This window comes from Vibrio sp. 811, from assembly GCF_033339195.1.
This window is the reverse complement of the sequence record NZ_JAWOUB010000008.1, coordinates 1-18,801: the sequence shown is the minus strand read 5'-3', so window position 1 is coordinate 18,801 and position 18,801 is coordinate 1. Positions and strand designations below refer to the sequence as shown.

The 18,801-nt window shown below is 42.8% G+C and carries 16 protein-coding genes; 13 read left to right on the top strand and 3 right to left on the bottom strand.

The features are described from left to right. The first annotated feature begins 5 nt into the window (after nt 1-5). From tssC to tssG, 4 genes are all read left to right on the top strand, one after another. Nucleotides 6-1,481, top strand: a complete 1,476-nt coding sequence (tssC, locus tag R7Q46_RS13960) for a type VI secretion system contractile sheath large subunit (RefSeq protein ID WP_005373378.1) — start codon at nt 6-8, stop codon at nt 1,479-1,481. A gap of 61 nt (nt 1,482-1,542) precedes the next feature. Further along, complete coding sequence (gene tssE / locus R7Q46_RS13955; RefSeq protein ID WP_005373376.1) at nt 1,543-1,953, top strand: type VI secretion system baseplate subunit TssE; 411 nt, start codon at nt 1,543-1,545, stop codon at nt 1,951-1,953. Nucleotides 1,954-1,963: 10 nt separating this feature from the next. Next, nucleotides 1,964-3,712, top strand: a complete 1,749-nt coding sequence (gene tssF, locus R7Q46_RS13950) for a type VI secretion system baseplate subunit TssF (RefSeq protein ID WP_042523535.1) — start codon at nt 1,964-1,966, stop codon at nt 3,710-3,712. Further along, entirely contained in the window at nt 3,709-4,707 is a 999-nt protein-coding gene (gene tssG / locus R7Q46_RS13945) for a type VI secretion system baseplate subunit TssG (protein WP_005373373.1), read from the top strand. Before tssF ends, tssG begins: the two co-directional genes overlap by 4 nt. 54 nt (nt 4,708-4,761) lie before the next feature. On the opposite strand, the gene R7Q46_RS13940 is transcribed toward tssG, so the two are convergent. Genes R7Q46_RS13940 through R7Q46_RS13930 form a run of 3 tightly spaced genes read right to left on the bottom strand, consistent with a single transcriptional unit; the run spans nt 4,762 to nt 9,976 of the window. Next, a complete protein-coding gene (locus R7Q46_RS13940) occupies nt 4,762-5,214 on the bottom strand; it encodes an Lrp/AsnC family transcriptional regulator (RefSeq protein ID WP_005373369.1) in 453 nt (150 codons plus the stop codon). 31 nt (nt 5,215-5,245) lie between these two features. Continuing rightward, entirely contained in the window at nt 5,246-8,635 is a 3,390-nt protein-coding gene (gene tssM / locus R7Q46_RS13935; RefSeq protein WP_318077550.1) for a type VI secretion system membrane subunit TssM, read from the bottom strand. A 27-nt stretch (nt 8,636-8,662) separates the two neighbouring features. Next, nucleotides 8,663-9,976 carry a type VI secretion system ImpA family N-terminal domain-containing protein gene (locus R7Q46_RS13930; protein WP_005386112.1) on the bottom strand — a complete coding sequence of 438 codons (1,314 nt, stop codon included), beginning with the start codon at nt 9,974-9,976 and terminating at the stop codon, nt 8,663-8,665. 503 nt (nt 9,977-10,479) lie between these two features. On the opposite strand from R7Q46_RS13930, the gene R7Q46_RS13925 reads away from it, so the two are divergent. The 9 genes from R7Q46_RS13925 to R7Q46_RS13885 all read left to right on the top strand — a co-directional run bounded on the left by R7Q46_RS13925 (nt 10,480) and on the right by R7Q46_RS13885 (nt 18,698). Then, complete coding sequence (locus R7Q46_RS13925) at nt 10,480-11,079, top strand: hypothetical protein (protein ID WP_206954878.1); 600 nt, start codon at nt 10,480-10,482, stop codon at nt 11,077-11,079. A 9-nt stretch (nt 11,080-11,088) separates the two neighbouring features. Beyond that, nucleotides 11,089-12,582: a type VI secretion system-associated FHA domain protein gene (locus R7Q46_RS13920; RefSeq protein WP_239945272.1), complete on the top strand. Its 1,494-nt coding sequence runs from the start codon at nt 11,089-11,091 to the stop codon at nt 12,580-12,582. Further along, entirely contained in the window at nt 12,575-13,075 is a 501-nt protein-coding gene (gene tssJ / locus R7Q46_RS13915; protein WP_005386118.1) for a type VI secretion system lipoprotein TssJ, read from the top strand. The genes R7Q46_RS13920 and tssJ overlap by 8 nt, the downstream gene beginning before the upstream one ends. A gap of 11 nt (nt 13,076-13,086) precedes the next feature. Further along, nucleotides 13,087-14,412, top strand: a complete 1,326-nt coding sequence (gene tssK, locus R7Q46_RS13910) for a type VI secretion system baseplate subunit TssK (protein ID WP_318077549.1) — start codon at nt 13,087-13,089, stop codon at nt 14,410-14,412. Beyond that, nucleotides 14,409-15,200, top strand: a complete 792-nt coding sequence (icmH, locus tag R7Q46_RS13905) for a type IVB secretion system protein IcmH/DotU (protein WP_005373354.1) — start codon at nt 14,409-14,411, stop codon at nt 15,198-15,200. Before tssK ends, icmH begins: the two co-directional genes overlap by 4 nt. A 147-nt stretch (nt 15,201-15,347) precedes the next feature. Further along, complete coding sequence (locus R7Q46_RS13900) at nt 15,348-16,865, top strand: PAAR-like domain-containing protein (RefSeq protein ID WP_136976744.1); 1,518 nt, start codon at nt 15,348-15,350, stop codon at nt 16,863-16,865. A gap of 2 nt (nt 16,866-16,867) precedes the next feature. Continuing rightward, entirely contained in the window at nt 16,868-17,614 is a 747-nt protein-coding gene (locus R7Q46_RS13895; protein WP_226083226.1) for an AHH domain-containing protein, read from the top strand. A 7-nt stretch (nt 17,615-17,621) separates the two neighbouring features. Beyond that, nucleotides 17,622-18,188 carry an imm11 family protein gene (locus R7Q46_RS13890; RefSeq protein WP_047008198.1) on the top strand — a complete coding sequence of 189 codons (567 nt, stop codon included), beginning with the start codon at nt 17,622-17,624 and terminating at the stop codon, nt 18,186-18,188. A 21-nt stretch (nt 18,189-18,209) separates the two neighbouring features. Continuing rightward, nucleotides 18,210-18,698: a hypothetical protein gene (locus R7Q46_RS13885; RefSeq protein WP_033906419.1), complete on the top strand. Its 489-nt coding sequence runs from the start codon at nt 18,210-18,212 to the stop codon at nt 18,696-18,698. Nucleotides 18,699-18,801 lie beyond the last annotated feature (103 nt).

Genomic DNA, 18,801 nt, shown 5'->3' with positions numbered 1-18,801 from the left:
ATATCATGTCTGCAGAAGCACAAGCGCCAGAACAAGAAGCAGCCTTAGTTGAATCAGGCTCACTTCTGGATAGCATTCTTAACGAAACACGTTTAAAGCCAAGTGATGAAGGTTTTGACGTTGCAAAACGCGGCGTAGAAGCATTCATCAGTGAGCTACTAAGCAGTTCGAACACAGAGAAAGTCGACCAATCTCTGGTTGATCTGATGATCTCTGAAATCGACCAAAAATTGTCTAAGCAAGTTGATGCAATTCTTCATAACGAAGAAGTTCAAGCGATTGAATCAACGTGGCGTGGCCTTAAGTACCTGGTTGATCACACTGACTTCCGCGAGAACATTCAAATCGAACTGATCTCTGCGAAGAAAGACGAAGTTCTTGATGACTTCGAAGACGCTCCAGAGGTGGTGAAGTCTGGCCTGTACAAGCAAATCTACACACGTGAATACGGCCAGTTCGGTGGTAAACCTGTTGGCGCCGTCATTTGTGATTACGCTATGTCTGCTTCGTCGCCTGACATCAAACTGATGGAATATATGGCGAACGTAGGTGCAATGTCTCACGCACCATTCATCACGTCTGCATCGGCTAAATTCTTTGGTCTAGACAGCTACGAAGAGCTGCCAAACCTAAAAGATCTTAAGTCTGTATTCGAAGGTCCACAGTACGCGAAATGGCGTGGTCTGCGTGAGCACGAAGATGCACGTTATTTAGGTCTATGTACGTCTCGCTTTATGTTACGTACGCCTTACTCTGTTGAAGATAACCCAATTAAGGCGTTTGACTACGATGAGCAAGTGACAGACAGCCATGATAACTACCTATGGGGCAACTCAGCGTACGCGATGGCGTCCAAGATCAGTGAATCATTTGCTAAGTACCGTTGGTGTCCGAACATTATTGGTCCTCAAAGCGGTGGTACTGTACAAGATCTACCGGTTTACAACTTTGAAGCTATGGGTCAAATCGAGACTAAGATCCCAACCGAGATCCTGGTTTCTGACCGTCGTGAGTATGAGCTAGCAGAAGAAGGTTTCATTGCGCTAACCATGCGTAAAGGTTCTGACAACGCGGCGTTCTTCTCTGCAAACTCTGTTCAAAAACCAAAAGTGTTTGCGAACACGCCTGAAGGCAAACAAGCCGAGATGAACTACAAGCTAGGTACTCAGCTTCCTTACATGTTCATTATCAACCGTTTAGCGCACTACATAAAAGTGCTACAGCGTGAGCAAATTGGTTCTTGGAAAGAGCGTTCTGACCTAGAAATCGAATTGAACAAGTGGATTCGTCAATACGTTTCTGACCAAGAGAACCCGCCAGCGGAAGTTCGTGGTCGCCGCCCACTTCGCGCTGCGAAGGTTGAAGTATCAGACGTAGAAGGCGATCCAGGCTGGTACAAAGTATCGATGTCTGTACGTCCTCACTTCAAGTACATGGGCGCAAGCTTCGACTTGTCTCTAGTTGGTAAGCTAGACCAATAACCCATTACTGAAACCATCAAGCAGCCAGTGAAGACTGGCTGCTTTTTTCGTAGGATCGCATATGGAAAAAGGTTACCGTCTTTTAGAGCGGATCGAGCTAGGAGAACCAAAAAACTGCTACGAGAAAGTGGTGTCTCATAAGCATTTGATTGAATCCATTCACTCGCATCTCGCTGACTTGTTGAATACGCACTCCGGCAACGCAATGATCGACAATGAGTATGGTCTGCCAGATTTTAACGACGTACTTTCTAACAACACAAACCTCGTTCGCCATATTCAAAAAAACATCACGTCAACCATAGAGCGCTTTGAGCCCCGACTGCTTAATGTCGAGGTTCATTACCGTGAAGACCACCATAATCCATTACAACTCGGCTTTGGTATTCGCGGCGAAGTTTCCCATAACGGCGGTAAAGTCCCAATGTCGATCGATGTCTACATGGGAACCGACGGCCAATTTAACGTTTAGTAGGTGCCACTTGAGTAACAGTAAATACTTTCAAGATGAACTCACGTATTTACGCGAGTCGGGTAGTGAGTTTGCCAAATATCATCCGAAGTTAACTCACTTTCTCTCTGAAGGAACTTTTGATCCAGATGTCGAACGACTGCTGGAAGGTTTTGCTTTTTTGACCGGACGCATCCGCGAAAAGATTGACGATGAACTTCCTGAGCTAACGCAATCTCTGATGACTTTGCTGTGGCCACATTACATGCGTTCGATTCCGTCTTTGTGTATTAGCGAACTAAAACCGCATACCGGAAGTGTTACTGAGAAAACCGTGGTGAAACGTGGTGCGGAAATGGCCAGCGAGCAGGTAGAAGGCACGCAGTGTTTGTTCCGTACTTGTTATGACGTCAATCTATACCCAGTTACGATTACTAACATCGAACAAACTAACAGCCGCACCAGCTCGATGATTGATGTGACGTTATCGACGGAGCATGGCCTTGAGCTGTCTCGGATAGGTTTAGACACGCTGCGATTGCACCTGCATGGTGAGATTCATATTACTCGCACTGTCTTCTTATGGCTGTTCCGTTATCTAGATTACGTCGAGTTGGATGTTGGTGGCGGCTACAAACATCGTTTAGGGCCAGAATACGTTAAGCCAGTCGGGCATGAAGAGGACGAGGCGCTGCTGCCTTACAGCAAAAACTCCTTTGCAGGCTACCGTTTGCTGCAAGAATTCTTCTCTTTGCCAGATAAGTTCATGTTCTTCGACATTAAAGGCTTAGAGTGGCTAAAAGGCATTCCACAGCGCAGCACGGTCAAAATCAAATTCCACTTTAAGCGTGCTTTGCCTTCAGAGGTGGTGCTTAAAGATAAACACTTAAGGTTGCACTGCACACCTGCCGTTAACTTGTTTGAAAAAGACGGCGATCCAATCCGTTTAGAGCATCGACGAAACGAGTACAAGGTGCGTCCACAAAGTAACACTCAGGAGCATTACGAGGTTTATTCCATTGAGCAAGTGGAGAGCTGGAGTAAAGACGAGCGTCGCCGAAAACCACTGATTGAATTTGAATCGTTTGAGCACCAAATCAACCAGCGTGATAAGCGAGAGTTCTACAAATCCAAAGTGGGCGAGCGAGTAAGTGGGAGAGGGTTAGAGCGCTATATCTCATTCCATACTCACAATGGTGACATTGCGGATTTAGGGACTGAAACAGTATTGATGAAACTGCAATGCAGTAACGCGGACTTAGCGGAGCGCCTGTCAGTAGGAGATATCACGTACGCGACGCACAAGTCGCCAACGTATGCGACGTTTAAAAACATTACTAAGCCAACACAGTCAGTAAGTCCTCAGGTTAATGGTGAACTTCAATGGCAGTTGATTGCCAACATGTCGCTCAACTACTTGTCTTTGGCCAATATCGATGTGTTGAAAGTGTTGCTCTCGACTTACGACTTCCACTCTCGAGTCGATAGACAAGCCCACCGCGCGTCGATTCATCGACTTGATGGCATTATTTCTTCAGAGATGAAACCAATCGATCGCGTATTTCGTGGTGTATCTGTGCGTGGTAACCAATTCAAGCTCGTCACGGACTCTAAGTTCTTCGTAAATGAAGGCGATATGTTCCTTATGGCCACGGTATTGAATGAATTTATCCGTTTATATTCGAGTGTGAACTCCTTTACCGAACTAGAGGTGTTCGATGAAGCGACGGGCGAGGTTTACAACTGGGCAAGCCTAATCGGGCAGCAGACGATACTATGATTAACACACTTTCTGATAAGTCGAATGAGTTTAGTTTCTACCAAGCGGTGTTGCTGTTAGAGAAACACTACCAGCTGGAGCCAAACTCAAATTTTGTTGCCGTGGGCGAGAACAAATACTTCCATCAAGAGCGAATTGAGTTCAGCGTGTCGCCAAACCTGTGCTTTCCAAAGAGTGATATGGATTTTATTACTCATATGGAAAGAAACGGACAGCAATATTCACGTATTGAGACGAACTTTCTTGGCTTGCATGGTTCAAGCTCGCCCCTACCTGCGTCTTACACTGAGAAACTCGTCGGTCGTGATCCCGATGATAACCCAGTGAAGGACTTCTTCGACTTTTTCCACAACCGCTATACAAGCTTACTGTATCGTGTTTGGAAGAAATACCGATATCACGTGCAGTACAAAAGCGGGGCGAGCGATGCGTTTTCTGGGCGCATACTGCATTTGGCTGGTCTGTCAAGCGTTATGCAAGATTGTGAAGTAGCGGAGTTAGATCGAGCGAAAGTTCTGTCTTACGTGAACCAGTTATCTACGCGTACACGTTCACCTAAGCTTATTTCCGGTATTGTTTCGCACTACTTTTCACTGCCGAATGTGCGAATCGAAGAATGGGTTTATAGACGCGTAGAAATCGCTGAAAGCCAGCGTAACAAACTCAATCGTTCCAATTGTGTATTGGGACAAAGCTTACACTTGGGACAAAGCATTGCGGATTTGAACGGCAAGTTTAACTTGTGTATCGACAACATTGATTTTGAAACGTTTAAGCAGTTTTCCTACGATGGTGAGTTACATAAGACGCTGGTGGGCTTGATGCGCTTTATTCTGCGTGACCCAATGTCGTGGGACCTAAAGTTGACAGTTAACCTAGACAGTATTCCAGAAAACAAATTGGGTAATGGAGAAGGGAACCAACTAGGTCAAACGTTCTGGCTTGGCAACCCAGGTGATAAAGACGCCAAAATTCGACTTATCGGAAGCATATAAGAAAGCCGCTCAACGAGCGGCCCTTTATGTTTTCCTCAAAGAGGTCAGAAAAGCTTAACGACTGATCGGCTGGTGCAGTACAACGGTAGTATCAAGCCTTTGAATGCCGTTAAATGATTCAATTTCATTACAAAGATGATGAATAGACTGCAGGTCGGGCGCTTCAATTAGGGCAATAATATCAAAGTTGCCACCAACAACGCTCGTTAAGCGAACCTCAGGGATTTCTTTAAGTGCATTCGTTACATCATTCTTCTTACCCTTTTCACAAGAGATCAGTAGATAACTAGCGGCTTTTCGCCCTTCATTTTCTACGCGAATCTGTGCGGTATAGCCTTTGATAATACCGGTCTTTTCTAAACGATTAATTCTTTCTGCTACTGCTGTTCGAGACAAACCAATGTTTCGGGATAGATTCGCAATCGACTCTCGCCCATTCGACAATAGACTTGAAAGTATTTTTCGATCTAATTTATCTAAACCTTGTAAAGTCATGTTTGAAATCATGTGTTCTGCCTATTTTGTTTTTATATTGTTATTAAATCGACTCTGGGAGCGTAAAGTTATACAGCTCAGCAAGAGTGAATGGGTTTTTCTGTGTCAACGGAGTGATGCGTAAGCTCAAGTCCCTCCCTGACACTTTTATGTCACTGACAAAGCTGCCGTTATGAGTGTTTGTCAAGGTCGAGTCACCTAGCAATCTGTATATCGCCCATTGACCACTCTTATTTAAAACGTGCTGTCTGCCTTCATCGGTTACATCCTGGAGTGTGATACTAATATTGAAGTCACCATTTTGCGGTGGCCATGCCATTTCACGAATGCGGCTTGGACCGTGGTAGTAACTTATATTGGTATCTGCAATTTTTAAGCTCGCTCTAATCGCACTAGAATCAAGATCGAGTACTCTTGCACTAAACGGAATATGAACGCGGTTAGTGCTTTTATTAATTAATGTGTCTCGAATAACGTTATAGTTACGCAGTTGCACTAACAGAGCCGGAGAGATTGGCATCGTCTCGCCATCCACCTGTTTTGGCGTCCATAAATTGGTATCGTAGAACGGTGCAAAATTTTTCTGAATAAATGTGTCTAACAAACCACCGGAAGCAAACAGTAATTCAAAATCTTCAATTGAGATTTCCTCGGTCGCTGTTAGATCAAATGGGTATCGTCCTAGCCCTATCTCTTTAAACTTGGTGTAAATCTCGCTGTACCATTGGGTTTGAATGCCTTTAGCGGACTCTTTAATCATGACTGACCAGCTTTGTTGAACCACATCTAACAACCAGCTACGAACGGGTTCCGGTGATTTTTGGGCAATCTGTTTAAGTTTTATTAATGGGTCAGCTTCACTGCTGTTCATTCGATGCTGAGCTGCCGCTAGCGCCGCCATTTGCGGGTCAGGTGCATCAGCGATGTCTTTCATATATGTGCGAACACGGCTTAACGCTGCTACGGTCTCATCCCAAGGAGTAGGGGAGTTTGGTGTTTCACTGACCTGAAGTTGGTTTAATAAGTGAAAAGCTTGTTCAACACGTTTCATCAACAAGTAATCAGGCTTAACTACTTCCTCTACTGCGTCTGATGCGGAGTCTGCCGCTGCCACGAGTTTCGGGTCTAGCTTTGAAATCAGAGCATTTTTTTCACCAACGGGTGAAAATTGTGTGTTGGCATAGACCTGCTTCAGTACGGTTGTCATTGGTGAAGAAGGGCCCGAGATTAAGTCTATCGCGTTCGTTAGGTCGCCGACATTGTCATAGTTCTGGACTTTTAGTTCACTCAGCGCATTGCGCCAATTACTGATGTAGTCGTCAGTATATTTTTTACGTACTTCCTCTTTGAAGGCTTCTTGTTCTTCACTAGTAGGAATAACGTGTTGTGACAGACCTAAAACCCAGTTGTCACTGATGACTTGTTGTGACATTAGGTCCACGCTTGGTCGATAAAAAGTGCTAAAACCAGTGGAGGTATAGATCTTATCTACGATCAAGCGTTCACTATCGATTGGTGTGTTGAATACATTGCTAAACTCAAAACCCACAGCTCGTTGCAGATCTAGGGTTCCTAAATCAATCGAATTTGCTTCGTTTAAAATGCCTGCATAAACGAGATCAACATTCGAATTTGCTAGCAATGAGCGACGTGTTGCGCGAACAAGATCCATATTGATATCAATTGGCTCAAACTGCGTGCGAAAGTAAGCGTCCAAATAGCGCATCGCCTGATTGACGACGTCACTTTGGTTGCTCAAGTCGTTCATCATTTGGAGAGTTTGATGACGCAAAAAACGGATATCACGCTTTGTTGGATCGTTTAGCATTAGATACCCCTTCAATAGAGGTAAAGCGCGTGTAAAAGTGTTTTGATTTTGTGTCAGTTGTAGACGGTAACCTTTCTCAATGAGAGGTATCAACTGTTGAGCAACGTCCTTAAGTAATGCTTCGTATGCGATGCGAGTGCTTTGATCCAAACGGCTAATGTTGAGTGGTAATATCTCTTCATCCAAAGCCTTAGAACCTTTAAGCCACGCCCCATAAGAAGGCTCTATTGCTTTCGTCGCCTTCGCTAAAAGCTCATTGAATCTTGCATCTTGCTCCACTTGTGATTTGTCATCGATACTCAAGAGTTGATTCATCACATGTAAGTTACGGTCTAATGTCGTGAAAAAGAAGTAACTGCCCCCAGTAAGCAGGATAATAGAGCCGAGTATTGCCAAACGGCTTTGTCTCTGAATTAGACGAAGATACGTCTTGTTTTCGCCCGCAAAGTCGCTTTCCGGCAATATTTGTGAATCAATCAGAAAGCGAGAGAAATAAGGCGTTTCTGTTAACTGAGTATGCTCTGACGCGATAATAGGTAAGTTGAAGTAATTACTACAACTTTTTGCAAGTAAATTGTACTTGCGACCGCCTTGCAGACTCGAACTAAAGAAAATCTCACGGATGTCTAGTGAATAGACACCGTTGTTAACATCACATAGACGCTCAAGCACATAGCTGACTTCAGATTGACATAGCTCAAACTGCTTAGGGAAAGCGAGTATTGCTTGTTTCTCATCAATGTCCGTTGAATTAGCGGATGCATCTAGCGCATTACTTTCAAGCACTCTCACTAGATTTCGATAGCTATCGCGGTAGTACTCTGCAAATACACCCTTGGCTTCTTTTAGTGGGATAGAGAGGAACTCAACACGTGTCTTGAGAGAGCTAAAGTGCATGTATTCTTTAAAGCCATCTAACTTGTCTAGCTTTGACATAATCAAATAGATTGGCAATGCTGAAGACGTTTTAGAGTTGATGGTACTCAAGCGCGCCAATAACGACGAAATGGTGTACTCTTTTTGTTCTGGTTCAGAGACGATCATGAACTCGAAATCGATGAAGAATAGACACCCAGAAAATGGCTTTCTAGGTCGATGATGAATAACTTCTTCAATGAACGTATTCCATAAAGAAGCATCACTGCTTGATACTTCCTGGAACACTAAGCGTTGGTCAGGCTTGATGTATACAGCGCTGTCAGATTCGTACCATTCAAAAAAGTCATTCTTAGCGGTTCTAGTGCGATCCATCGGTTTAATTGCACTAGAATTAAATAAAAATTGACGTCGCCCTGACCCTTTATTACCAAGCATCAGGTAAATTGGTTTCTTGCCTGAGTTAGCAAGAAGAGGCTGGATAACCATAGAAAGCGCTTCTTCCTCGGTTTCCAAATGTTGAGCTTTAGCGTTGTTCTTTTTCTTCAACCATAATGTGAATTGAAAAGTGACGTAAACCATGGCGATAGCACCAAGAGTCAGCCAAAGATAAAGTTGATCGATTTCGTCAAGAAAAAGCAGATAAATAGTGGTGATAATTGCAGCCACTAAAAACATCAATATAGTAGAAATCACCACTGGATTTCTAAACAGTTTTTGTTTGAACATAAGCCTAAAACTTCTTTAATTGTATTGTTATTTATTGTCAGTTTTTTCAGCTTGTAGCTGACTCAATTTATATAGGTAGATGTTCAGTAAAAGGGTTGCGCGGTCAATTTCCTTTTGCTGTGAATACTTTTCAGCGTATTCAATACGACCTAAAAGCGGGAATAACGAGTTACTGTATTCGTACGCCTTTTCAGAGTTCTTATCTACATTCTGTCTAGCTACGTTGGCAAACACCGTTCTTGCGTCTGAGAATCGCTTATAAACATCCATAAACTGGTCTTCTAAATGGGCGCTCTGTGTCAAAAAGTTTTGACGTAGCTGCTGTGCAGAAGACGAATCCGGATAGATTGCGATTAATTCATTGGTCAAGCTATCGAGCTCGCTGACGTTACTTACTTTTGCCGAGTCTAAAAACCAGTTATTCATCATAATATCGACACGATTAATGGCCTGCGTTTTCAATGACTGAGCATATTTTTTATTTTCGTAATCTAACGAGGCGACCAAATTTACAAGTTCATTAAGTGAAGCTTGATTAATTTTTTGTTCCAATGTTCGATAACGTTGTTGCTCGTACATGAAATGTGAACATATCGCAGTAACAATCAAACCAATAACGAAGTAGATCATAAATCGACCAGACTTTGCCGGTGATGCTTTCTCTTGGCTATTTAGGTTGGGTGATGACACCGGTGCCGGAGAGGGAGACACATTCACTTTAATTTCAGGTGCCTTCTGCGTTGCTGCAGGAGCGCTAGTGTTGGCTTGTTTTTTCTCGCGTAACTCAGCCGCAATTTGTTGTTCTTTTATCTGCTCAATCCATTGATTCAAAATACGGCGAATGCGACCTAATGACGGCGCTTCAATACCGTAATGAAGACGAAGCTCTTCCTCAATCCTCAAGCATAATTGATGTGCTGCCTCTATCAATGGAAGCTCTTCTGGTAACGCTCGATGCTTATTAATTCGTTTTTCAGTATGCTCTACCATCCATTCAATAGCGCTCATTCGTGCCTTTGACTTTGAATGCTCTGGATACGCGTTGAACCAATATACGACACACACATCAAGTATTGAGTTTAACCCTTCAACAAGGCCTCTTAAGCCGTCGTTATAGGTTGACGCAACGGTAAAGTAACAGCAACAACGTAGGTCTTTCGCTTGGGTACTCAAGATCTTTTTTGAGAGTGTTTGAACCGTTTTCCACGAGACTCTCCCTGTGACTTTATTCAGGTTGTTTATTTGACGTTTAATTTCGTCAAAATCCTCAGAACCATTAGGATTAGAGCCGCTTGGGTTATTTTCATCGATTGGTCTTCGAGCGAAGTCGGTAAAAAACATAAGGAAAGTTCCAACTGATCATATAGAAGTATTAAGTTATATAGGATTTCACTACTGTTATATTAAATTATAAGCAGTGCACATCTGTCGCAATTCTATAGACAAAATAAGCGGATTAGATAATAAAAATTCATTAAAAGAAATTAAATTACTTTTAGTGTGATCTTTGTTCATAATATTAATATCAATAGTTAAGTCTATTTATAAGAAGAAACTTATATATGAAGATGAGAACGTTGATTAAAAAGTAACTAAATTGTTATCGGAGATTACGTTTTGTCCAATTAGCAATCAAATTCTGTTACTTCTATTTAAATAGAAAGATTTACTGTCTCGTCACTTAATCTGTAGTCGGTTCTTTAGTTTTTGTTTGTAGGTAAAACAACCAACCTGATAGTTGAAATGTATTAAATTATAGGTGTTTTTTTAGGCTTATTGAAAAAGAGAATATAATTGATATCTTTCGCCTCTAAGTAGAATATCGGTTTTCCTAGAGGGACGAAATGCTAAAACCAAGTCAAATTGGGCTGATTTCAGCCATGTGTCTATTTTCTTCTGTTGTAATGGCAAAAGGGGAGCGATATGGACTCTCTACCAGTATGTTGACTATCGATAGCATTAAATACGATGAAGGTAAAAGTGGTGAGCAGGATACGCTTAGGTTCGGCTTGGTTCATACTCGTCCTATTGATGAAAACAATAACCGTTGGCGTTGGTGGTTAGGGCTAAACTATCTAGCAGAAGATATTGAAGCGCCAGCAAACGGCTTATATCAAGAAGCGACGAACTATGAACTTCGTGTTGTTCCTCAATATGCGTTGACTTCTTGGAGTGTTTTCACGCCATATGTTGGTGCGGGCTTGTCTGTCGGTTACTCGCAATATTCTAATCGCTGGCAAGTAGACCAAGAGGGCTATCGTTATGAGAGTGTTGAAGACATCGACCAGTTTGAGTTAGGTGCGGTTATGACCCTTGGTACTGCTATAAAGTTAGGCAGTAATCCTGACGCCCATATACAAATTATCCCGCAGGCCTCTTATATCCTTCCGGTTGTAAATGATGGAATTGGTGGGCTTGAACTATCAGTTTCTTTGCTCTTTTGAGGTTCGTAAATGTACTCAAATCAGCTAGTTTTATTTATCTCAAAGTGTCCAGAGGAATACACCGGTGCAAAGCATATTGAAATGCCTGAAAGTGGTGGTTCGATAGGTCGTTCCCCAAGCTGTAGCGTGTCTTTAGCCGATCACAACCGCTTTATATCGGGCACTCATTGTTTGCTCAGCGTGTATGGAGATACCTACTATATAAGTGACGTATCAACTAACGGCACAATGGTAAATGGGAATAAAATACTAAAAAATCAACCCGTTGCGATAGTTGATGGCGACATCATTTCTTTAGGGCAATATGAGATTGGTGTTTCTCTTGAGCACGTTACCTCAACACTAGACATCGCCGCTGATATTGCTCCTGAGCGAGTATCTAGCGATCCTCTGGTTAGTCTAGGAGATGCGGTTGTCGAAGAGGAAGAAAAAGTCGGTGCCTTAGAAGATTTGTTTATGGAGACTAAACAGGATGACATTGATTGTCATGATCCTGTTGCTCACCTTAACTTTTCGATGCAGCGAGATGACGATTACTTAATTCGTGATAATGAGCGTACAGAATCTGAACAACCTAGAACCGTGGAAAGCACACGTCAGGTGGTCGATGACAGTTTCAGCATATATTCCGAATTCGATCAGCCAAGCCTAATCCCTGAAGACTGGATGGCTTCGGAAACCAAGAGTAACGCATCAGTCAATGATACATCAGCGCCAGAAAGCGGTAAGGCACATAGAGCCGATATTGCCTCAGCTGAGGTGATGCAACCAGGCACAGTAGCCCCAGATAGCACGATTCAAAGACAACATCGTACGCATAATGTTACTGAGATGGTCGTAGAGCAGGCTAATACAGGGTCAAAATGGGAAGAGATGACCCAATCTTTTACGCCTTCTCCTAACACTAATCAGCAACTTCAAATACCTACGGCAGAGCACGCGATAAACAGTACGACGAAAGCACAAGTCGATACTGATGCGGCCGTTTGCTCTCAAGATATAGCGCAAGCGTTTTTTGATGGTTTGGGTATTCGAAACCCAGAGTTGATGACAAACGAGGCGCAGTTATTCAAGCAAATGGGCACTTGCTTGCGTTTATGTATTGATAACCTACAGAAAGAGTTGCACGAAGTGGAATCGTTAAAAGATGAGCAGAGTGCGAGTGAGGCTAACTCGAACATCGCAGAGCTAATGCTCACTTTGAATAGTCAGCAATTACTGGCTCCAAATGAACTGGTTGAACAAATGCTCGATGAGCTGAACGATCACCAAGTTATGTTTAACAAAGCACTGAATGAGCTCATTTTAGAACAGTCAGAAACGAACGATCCCGTAGCATTTGCTAACAGGGTCACTAGCCAGTCTTTGTTCTCAACTAAGTCAAAGCTGTGGGCCGAATACCTAGATTTCTACACTAATAATCGTCGCCTGCTTAATGAAACATCCTTAAAAGGGCTGATTAAGAAAAACTATAACAAAGTGATTAAGGGAAACCATGCGTAGTATCGCCGTATTACTCGGATTTGCCATGTTGTCCGGTTGTTCCATGTGGGATCAATTTAAAGAGTCCACTGGTATCACACCAGAAACTTCGTCGATTGAATTGGTTATTGAGGCATCACCTGTACTCAATGTGAGAAATGGGGGCCAGTCATCTCCAGTTATTCTCCGTCTTCACGAATTAAGTTCGCCAGTATTGTTCCGAAGCTTAGATTTCTTTGCCTTGTTTGAGAGCGATAAAGCGTCGTTGGGTGATGAGTACATCAAACGTTACGAATATCAAATACAGCCAGGTGGAAAAGTTCATGAAATGCTAACGCTAGACCCTGACACTCGTGCCGTCGGTTTTTCAGTGGCTTTTCGTGATATTGATGGTTCGTCTTGGCGAAAAGTGGAAGTTATTGAAGAGAAGAGCGAGTACTACATCAAGCTCAAGTTAGAGGGCAGTGAGTTAATTTCTGATAACACTCGCGGCATTGAACAGGTTTACTTTTAAGGGATAGAAACATGTCTTTATACAATCCAGTTGTTTGGCAAGATGGAATGTTCATGAAGCCGCAGCATTTTCAACAACTCGATCGTTCGCAAAGTAAACTATCGAGCCTACTGAGTGCCAATGCATCGCCTTTGCATTGGGGAATTAAACGTTTAGAAATCAACTCTCAGTTACTAGCACTGGGTAAAATCGGTATTACTCGTGCTGAAGGTATTTTACAAGACCGGACACCATTTGAGCTTCCGTTGCTTGCCGAGCTGCCTGAAGTGAAAGATGTAGATCCTTCGATTGCCGATAAAGTCGTTTATTTGTGCTGTCCGTTACCATCGGAACGTTCTGAGTTGTTTGGTACCAAAAAAGACGGTGCGCGCTATACGATGGAATCTCAAGAAGCGGTTGACGCTTGTTATGATTCGGAAGACATGGCAAATATCGTCGTCGGTAAGCTTAACTTTTGCTTAATGTACGATCATGAAGATAAGAGTGCTTACACGTCTATTCCGATCTTAAAGATCTCAGAAGTGAAGCCTGATGGCAGCGTGATCTTAGATGATAGTTTCATTCCTACCTGTATCGATATTCATGCGTCGACAGTACTGAGTAAATTTGCGACCGAGTTTGCTTCTATGTTGAAGCATCGCGCGGAATCGATAGTTCAGCGATTAGGGGTGGTGGATCAACAAGGCGTATCATCGGTTTCTGACTTTATGCTATTGCAAGCGCTCAACCGATACGAACCCTTGTTTTGGCATTTCGCAAGCACAGAAGCTGTGCATCCTGAGTCTTTGTATCGAATTCTTCTTCAGGCAGAAGGTGAGCTTTCGACGCTGTGCTCAACGACACGCCGACCTATTGAGTTTACGAAGTACAATCATGGTGATCTTACTAGCTGTCTTTCTCGCGTCCTAGACAGTGCGAAAATGACATTGAGCGTGATGTCTGAGCAACGAGCAATTCCACTGACCTTAAAAGATCAGAACTATGGCATCAGAACGGCAGCAATCCCTGACAATAAGATCATTGATACGACGACCTTTATCCTCGCAGTTAAAGCTGACGTGACCTTGGATGTCCTGCATACCCAGTTTGTCAGCCAAACGAAGATCGGTGCTATCGATAACATACGTGACTTGATTAACCTTCAACTGCCTGGGATTGAGATCAAACCAATGCCAGTTGTGCCACGCGCGCTGCCGTATCACGCTGGCTACACCTATTTCGAGCTCGATAAAACGGGCGAAGAGTGGATGGCATTGAAGAACACTGCTGCGATTGCGATTCACGTTGCGGGCGATTTCGCTAACTTATCATTGCAACTTTGGGCCGTTCGTCTATGAGTTACGCAGAAACCGACGTCACCGTAGTCTTATTCCAACCAGAGCCTGGCAAACCAATGGAGGTAATGCCAGCGCCTGACTTGTCGAGAAACATCGCAGTACAAGATCTATCTATCGATAACATGGGTATTAACCCGCTAGTGGACCAGTTCTCATGGTTGATCGCCAGTCTGTCTTGTATGTCTTCGATCCCTTGGCTTGATGACCCGATGCCATTTCGTGAACAAGTGGCACGTGAGATTCGAAAAGGTGAACGAAAACTTAATGAAATGGAGCTCGATCGTGCTTCGGTTCTTGTTATTCGTTACTGCTTGTGTGCGGCGATTGATGAATCTGTTTGTCGGCAAGAATGGGGAGCAAATAGTCACTGGAGCCAGAACAGCTTACTGTCTGAATTCCATAACGAAACATCTGGTGGTGACAAGTTTTTCGTTATTCTCGACCGCTTAAAAGCCGACCCTCGCAAATACCGTCACGTTATAGAGTTTCTCTATTTATTGCTTCAACTTGGTTTCCAAGGCAAGTACGGCCGTGAAGAGCGTGGTAACGAAAAGTTAGCGGAAATTGGCAGCACCATTTATCGATTAGTGCGAGATGACCGCCTAGCAGAACAAGAAAAAGTTTCTTTAATCAACCTTAAAGCTAAATATCTAAAGAAGCCGTTAAAAAGGGTAATTTCACCCAAGCTGATCTTAAGTCTTAGTGCTATGACGTTTGCGCTTATGTATGCGGCAACCTACATCGTCATAGACTTAAAATTTCAGCAACTGCTTGAAATGTATAGATAACCAGAGATCTAAAATGAGATCTTCTGCCAGTTTTAGGGCTTATTGTGAATATCACTGGTTTTTTAGTGAAATTCACTAGTTATTTAGAGAGATTGCAGTTTGCGATCTCTTTTATCATTCAATCAATAAAATTCAAATGGATTGGTTATGGGCGTAACAGTTGGTGCGAATGGACTTTCGATAGTTCATAAAGGCTCAGGTGGTGAAGCGAATGCAACGCTCCCAGATGTTTGTTTAACTAAGGTCGGCAAGCCAGTCGTCCCTATCCCTTATGGCAACAATGCTAAATCAGCAGACCTTGCTGGTGGGACTACGACAGTCTCTATGGATGGCGGTAACAGTGTCGCTATCAAGGGCAGTACGTTCTCAAAAAGTACTGGCGATGCGGGCGGTGACAGAAAAGGCGTTGCCTCAGGCACGATAGAAGCCGAAGCAAAATTCATTTCAGCTTCACCAACGGTTAAGTTTGAAGGTAAGGGCGTATGTCGCCTGTCCGATCAAATGACCATGAACAAAGCCAACACTGTGTGTCTTGGCGGCGCACAAAACCCATCGGTTTCTGTGAGTGAAGAGCAGGAAGGGACGTATACGGTTGATTTGTATCTCTCATACTCAGACGGTGAACCCGTTCAAGGCGCAACATACACTCTCACAGATCAATCTGGCGCGGTGTTTGAAGGAACTCTCGACGACAACGGTAAAGCATCTGTTGGTGGCGTTGCTCCGGGGGAGTTTGCTATAGAGTACGGCGAGGACAGCCGTGATTTTATGCCAAATGTCCCAACCAAGACCAACCCGAACTTTGATCCAAGTGCAAACGCGCAGCTAATTATTGAAGAAGCTAAGCGTGGAGAAGTCGGTTTCTGGGAGAATGCGTGGAAGAGAATGTCTGGTGCTGCAAGCTGGGTTTGGGGCGTCATTCTTGGTGACTTTAACGATGATGCCTCCGTAGAACAGATTATTGCCAATACGGCCCTGACCATGATCCCTGTTGTCGATCAAGCAGCAGATGTCCGCGATTTATCAGCGAACATTATGACGTTGTTGAATGAGGAAGAACGTGAAAAGTCGGAAAACTGGCTAGCTCTTTCATTAACGCTTATCGGTTGTGTCCCGACATTTGGTAGTGCAGTCAAAGGCACTTGTAAAGTTGCGTTAAAAGGCGGTAAAGGAACATCAAAAGATACTTTGCTTGCTGTTTTAAGAGGCATGGGTAAAGGCGATCCAGAAAAATTCCTACGCACGTTAGATTGGATGGATTATGCAAAACAGACCAGCCAGATTGTTAGCGATGTTCTAAAACCTTGCATTGAAGTGGCAACTGAGTTGGCTTCACACGCAAACAGAATGGGTGCAGATGAGCTCGGTACGTATTTCTTGAAGTTAGCGGATGAGGTAAAAATCATCGATAAGATGGTACCGGATAAGCTTAAAGAAGCGATGGGCGAGTTTGATGACCTTTTTGCTCGAATTTTAGGTAAGAGTGAGAAAACTTACCCAGCAAAAGTAAAACATAATACTGGCGAGTCTGCACAGTCAGGAAAGAGTTCTGCGAAGGCAAATGAGGATAAAGGGACTAAAACAGTTCGTTGTAGAGTGTGTAAGCGGGCAATCGCCGATAAACGACATAAGAAAAAATGTGTCCTTCCAGGAAGGAAAAAATGAGTATGAGCAATAACGGTTTTTCTCGACATGTTTCTGGTGAAGCATTACTAAAGGCCAATCATATATTAGCTGAAAAATGTGATTGTCCTCTTACTGGACATCATCTGATTAGCTTTAATTTGTTCGAAAAGCTATCAACTCAGCGAACAGAACAGATGCGAAACAAAGAATACAGTTGGAACAGTTTAGACAATATAGTAATACTTCCCAGCAGTGACAAAGGTACGGCTAAAAAGGTTGCGTGCAAGTATCGATTGCCTTGGCATTCTAGCGGTCATACGGGTAGAAATACAGTAAGTAAACTTAATCTTAAGAGTGATGAACAAGTGTACTCTAATGCAGAGCCTACCTCGATGTTAAATGGAGGGAATCCAATGAAGAGGGCTAGTATGCTGAACAAAGACAAAAATAAGATTAAAGCATATCCTTCTAAAGCCTATCATAAGTTTGTAAAGCAAGAATTGCTAGAGACGTTGGAAAAGCTACACTGTGAAATGCCACCTCCTGTATATCGAAAAGAACTGAATGATCTTTCGGAAAGAATTTGTGACATGATAAGTGAATTTACGATATTGCTTCACAATACAGGAGGTGACTTTTCTCCAAAAGGAAATGGTTGTAGAAGCTCAGATTGTCAGCAAAGAACACACAAAAATACAACTTGGCCGGAGATAGAAGAAATATGGAGTGGACTTTTTTATAAGAAAGCCCTTAAGTTCAATTATCTAAAGGTTGCTAGTAAATTATAGGTTTGAGATGGAAATAGCATACATAAATGAAGACTTTAACGAGGGTGAATCATTATTTACAGCCGTTGATAGTCGGTCGTCTTTCTATGATGATAATGATTTCACTCCCACTTCTTGTATAAGTGAGATTGTGTGGAAAGATGATGATATCTATGAAATGGAAGCGTTAGATTTAATCAGAGGCGGTGCTTTTAATGTCACTAAGCCTATTGCTGAACTAATTATGAGTTTCGACCCATACGGTGTTGAAGTTTATCCCGCAAAATTAACCTGTTCCGGAGACGGAGTGTTAACTGAGCGCTACATAATAGCAGTAGATAACTTAGTAGATGTCGTTGATTATGATAAAAGCATAAAAGTGACTGACGTAACTACTCGTTTTTACTTATCTGATGAAAAGATCAAGGAACTTCCGGATAGCAAGAGGCATGTTTTTAAACCTGTCGGAATGACAAAAACGTTCTTCTCAATCGAGTTGTTTGAAGCGCTTGTCCGTTTAGATGAGGAGGGTAAAATAAACACTAGTATCGTTGCCTTTTCATTTGATACATCCGAAGAGACGCCCCGAGTCTAGTGTAAGTAGGTAAATATAATAATGACTAACTACATAGTTTTATCTAAACAATCTTTGACTGACTTCCCATTCCAGCAAAGCCCTAAGCCAATAGTGCCAATTGAGCCTGATTTACTGCTTGAAATGACCTTTTCTCCAAAGTTATTTATCATCAGCGATATTGCGTCAAAAGTGGAGAAACTGGTCGTACACGGAGTAGAGTGGTTAGACGCTCGTGTCGATTGTTCTCCAAGCCAACCAACAGATGATCAAATTAAAGTTTACGAAGATTATCGAATGCCTTACATCCATCAAACTTATAAATTGACGGACAAAGAAAAACAATACGGCAAGTTAAACTGGTTAGACATCGAGTCAACGGAGTTTGATTTCTCTAAATTAGAAAATATTCCCTTAGAAGAACGATTAATATTTAAACTAGAAGAAGACTTTGGATTAGTTTTTATTCACCAGAGTGTGATTGACCTTCTTAAGAAAGACGTCAAAGACGTTTGGGTAAGGGATGTATAATTAATAGCGCCGAAAGGCGCTTTTTATTTTTCAGCCCTAAACCACCTACTTCAGTAGGTGGTTATCATCCGTTTCGGCTTTGCCTGTAAAACTACTCATGCTA

Bases quoted from the DNA above. Each gene is read 5' to 3' on its own strand.
- R7Q46_RS13885 (WP_033906419.1), top strand. From the start codon at position 18,210: ATGACTAACTACATAGTTTTATCTAAACAATCTTTGACTGACTTCCCA.
- R7Q46_RS13930 (WP_005386112.1), bottom strand. From the start codon at position 9,976: ATGTTTTTTACCGACTTCGCTCGAAGACCAATCGATGAAAATAACCCA.
- tssM (WP_318077550.1), bottom strand. From the start codon at position 8,635: ATGTTCAAACAAAAACTGTTTAGAAATCCAGTGGTGATTTCTACTATA.
- R7Q46_RS13895 (WP_226083226.1), top strand. From the start codon at position 16,868: ATGAGCAATAACGGTTTTTCTCGACATGTTTCTGGTGAAGCATTACTA.
- icmH (WP_005373354.1), top strand. From the start codon at position 14,409: ATGAGTTACGCAGAAACCGACGTCACCGTAGTCTTATTCCAACCAGAG.
- R7Q46_RS13940 (WP_005373369.1), bottom strand. From the start codon at position 5,214: ATGATTTCAAACATGACTTTACAAGGTTTAGATAAATTAGATCGAAAA.
- R7Q46_RS13925 (WP_206954878.1), top strand. From the start codon at position 10,480: ATGCTAAAACCAAGTCAAATTGGGCTGATTTCAGCCATGTGTCTATTT.
- tssJ (WP_005386118.1), top strand. From the start codon at position 12,575: ATGCGTAGTATCGCCGTATTACTCGGATTTGCCATGTTGTCCGGTTGT.
- R7Q46_RS13900 (WP_136976744.1), top strand. From the start codon at position 15,348: ATGGGCGTAACAGTTGGTGCGAATGGACTTTCGATAGTTCATAAAGGC.
- R7Q46_RS13920 (WP_239945272.1), top strand. From the start codon at position 11,089: ATGTACTCAAATCAGCTAGTTTTATTTATCTCAAAGTGTCCAGAGGAA.
- tssK (WP_318077549.1), top strand. From the start codon at position 13,087: ATGTCTTTATACAATCCAGTTGTTTGGCAAGATGGAATGTTCATGAAG.
- R7Q46_RS13890 (WP_047008198.1), top strand. From the start codon at position 17,622: ATGGAAATAGCATACATAAATGAAGACTTTAACGAGGGTGAATCATTA.
- tssE (WP_005373376.1), top strand. From the start codon at position 1,543: ATGGAAAAAGGTTACCGTCTTTTAGAGCGGATCGAGCTAGGAGAACCA.
- tssG (WP_005373373.1), top strand. From the start codon at position 3,709: ATGATTAACACACTTTCTGATAAGTCGAATGAGTTTAGTTTCTACCAA.
- tssC (WP_005373378.1), top strand. From the start codon at position 6: ATGTCTGCAGAAGCACAAGCGCCAGAACAAGAAGCAGCCTTAGTTGAA.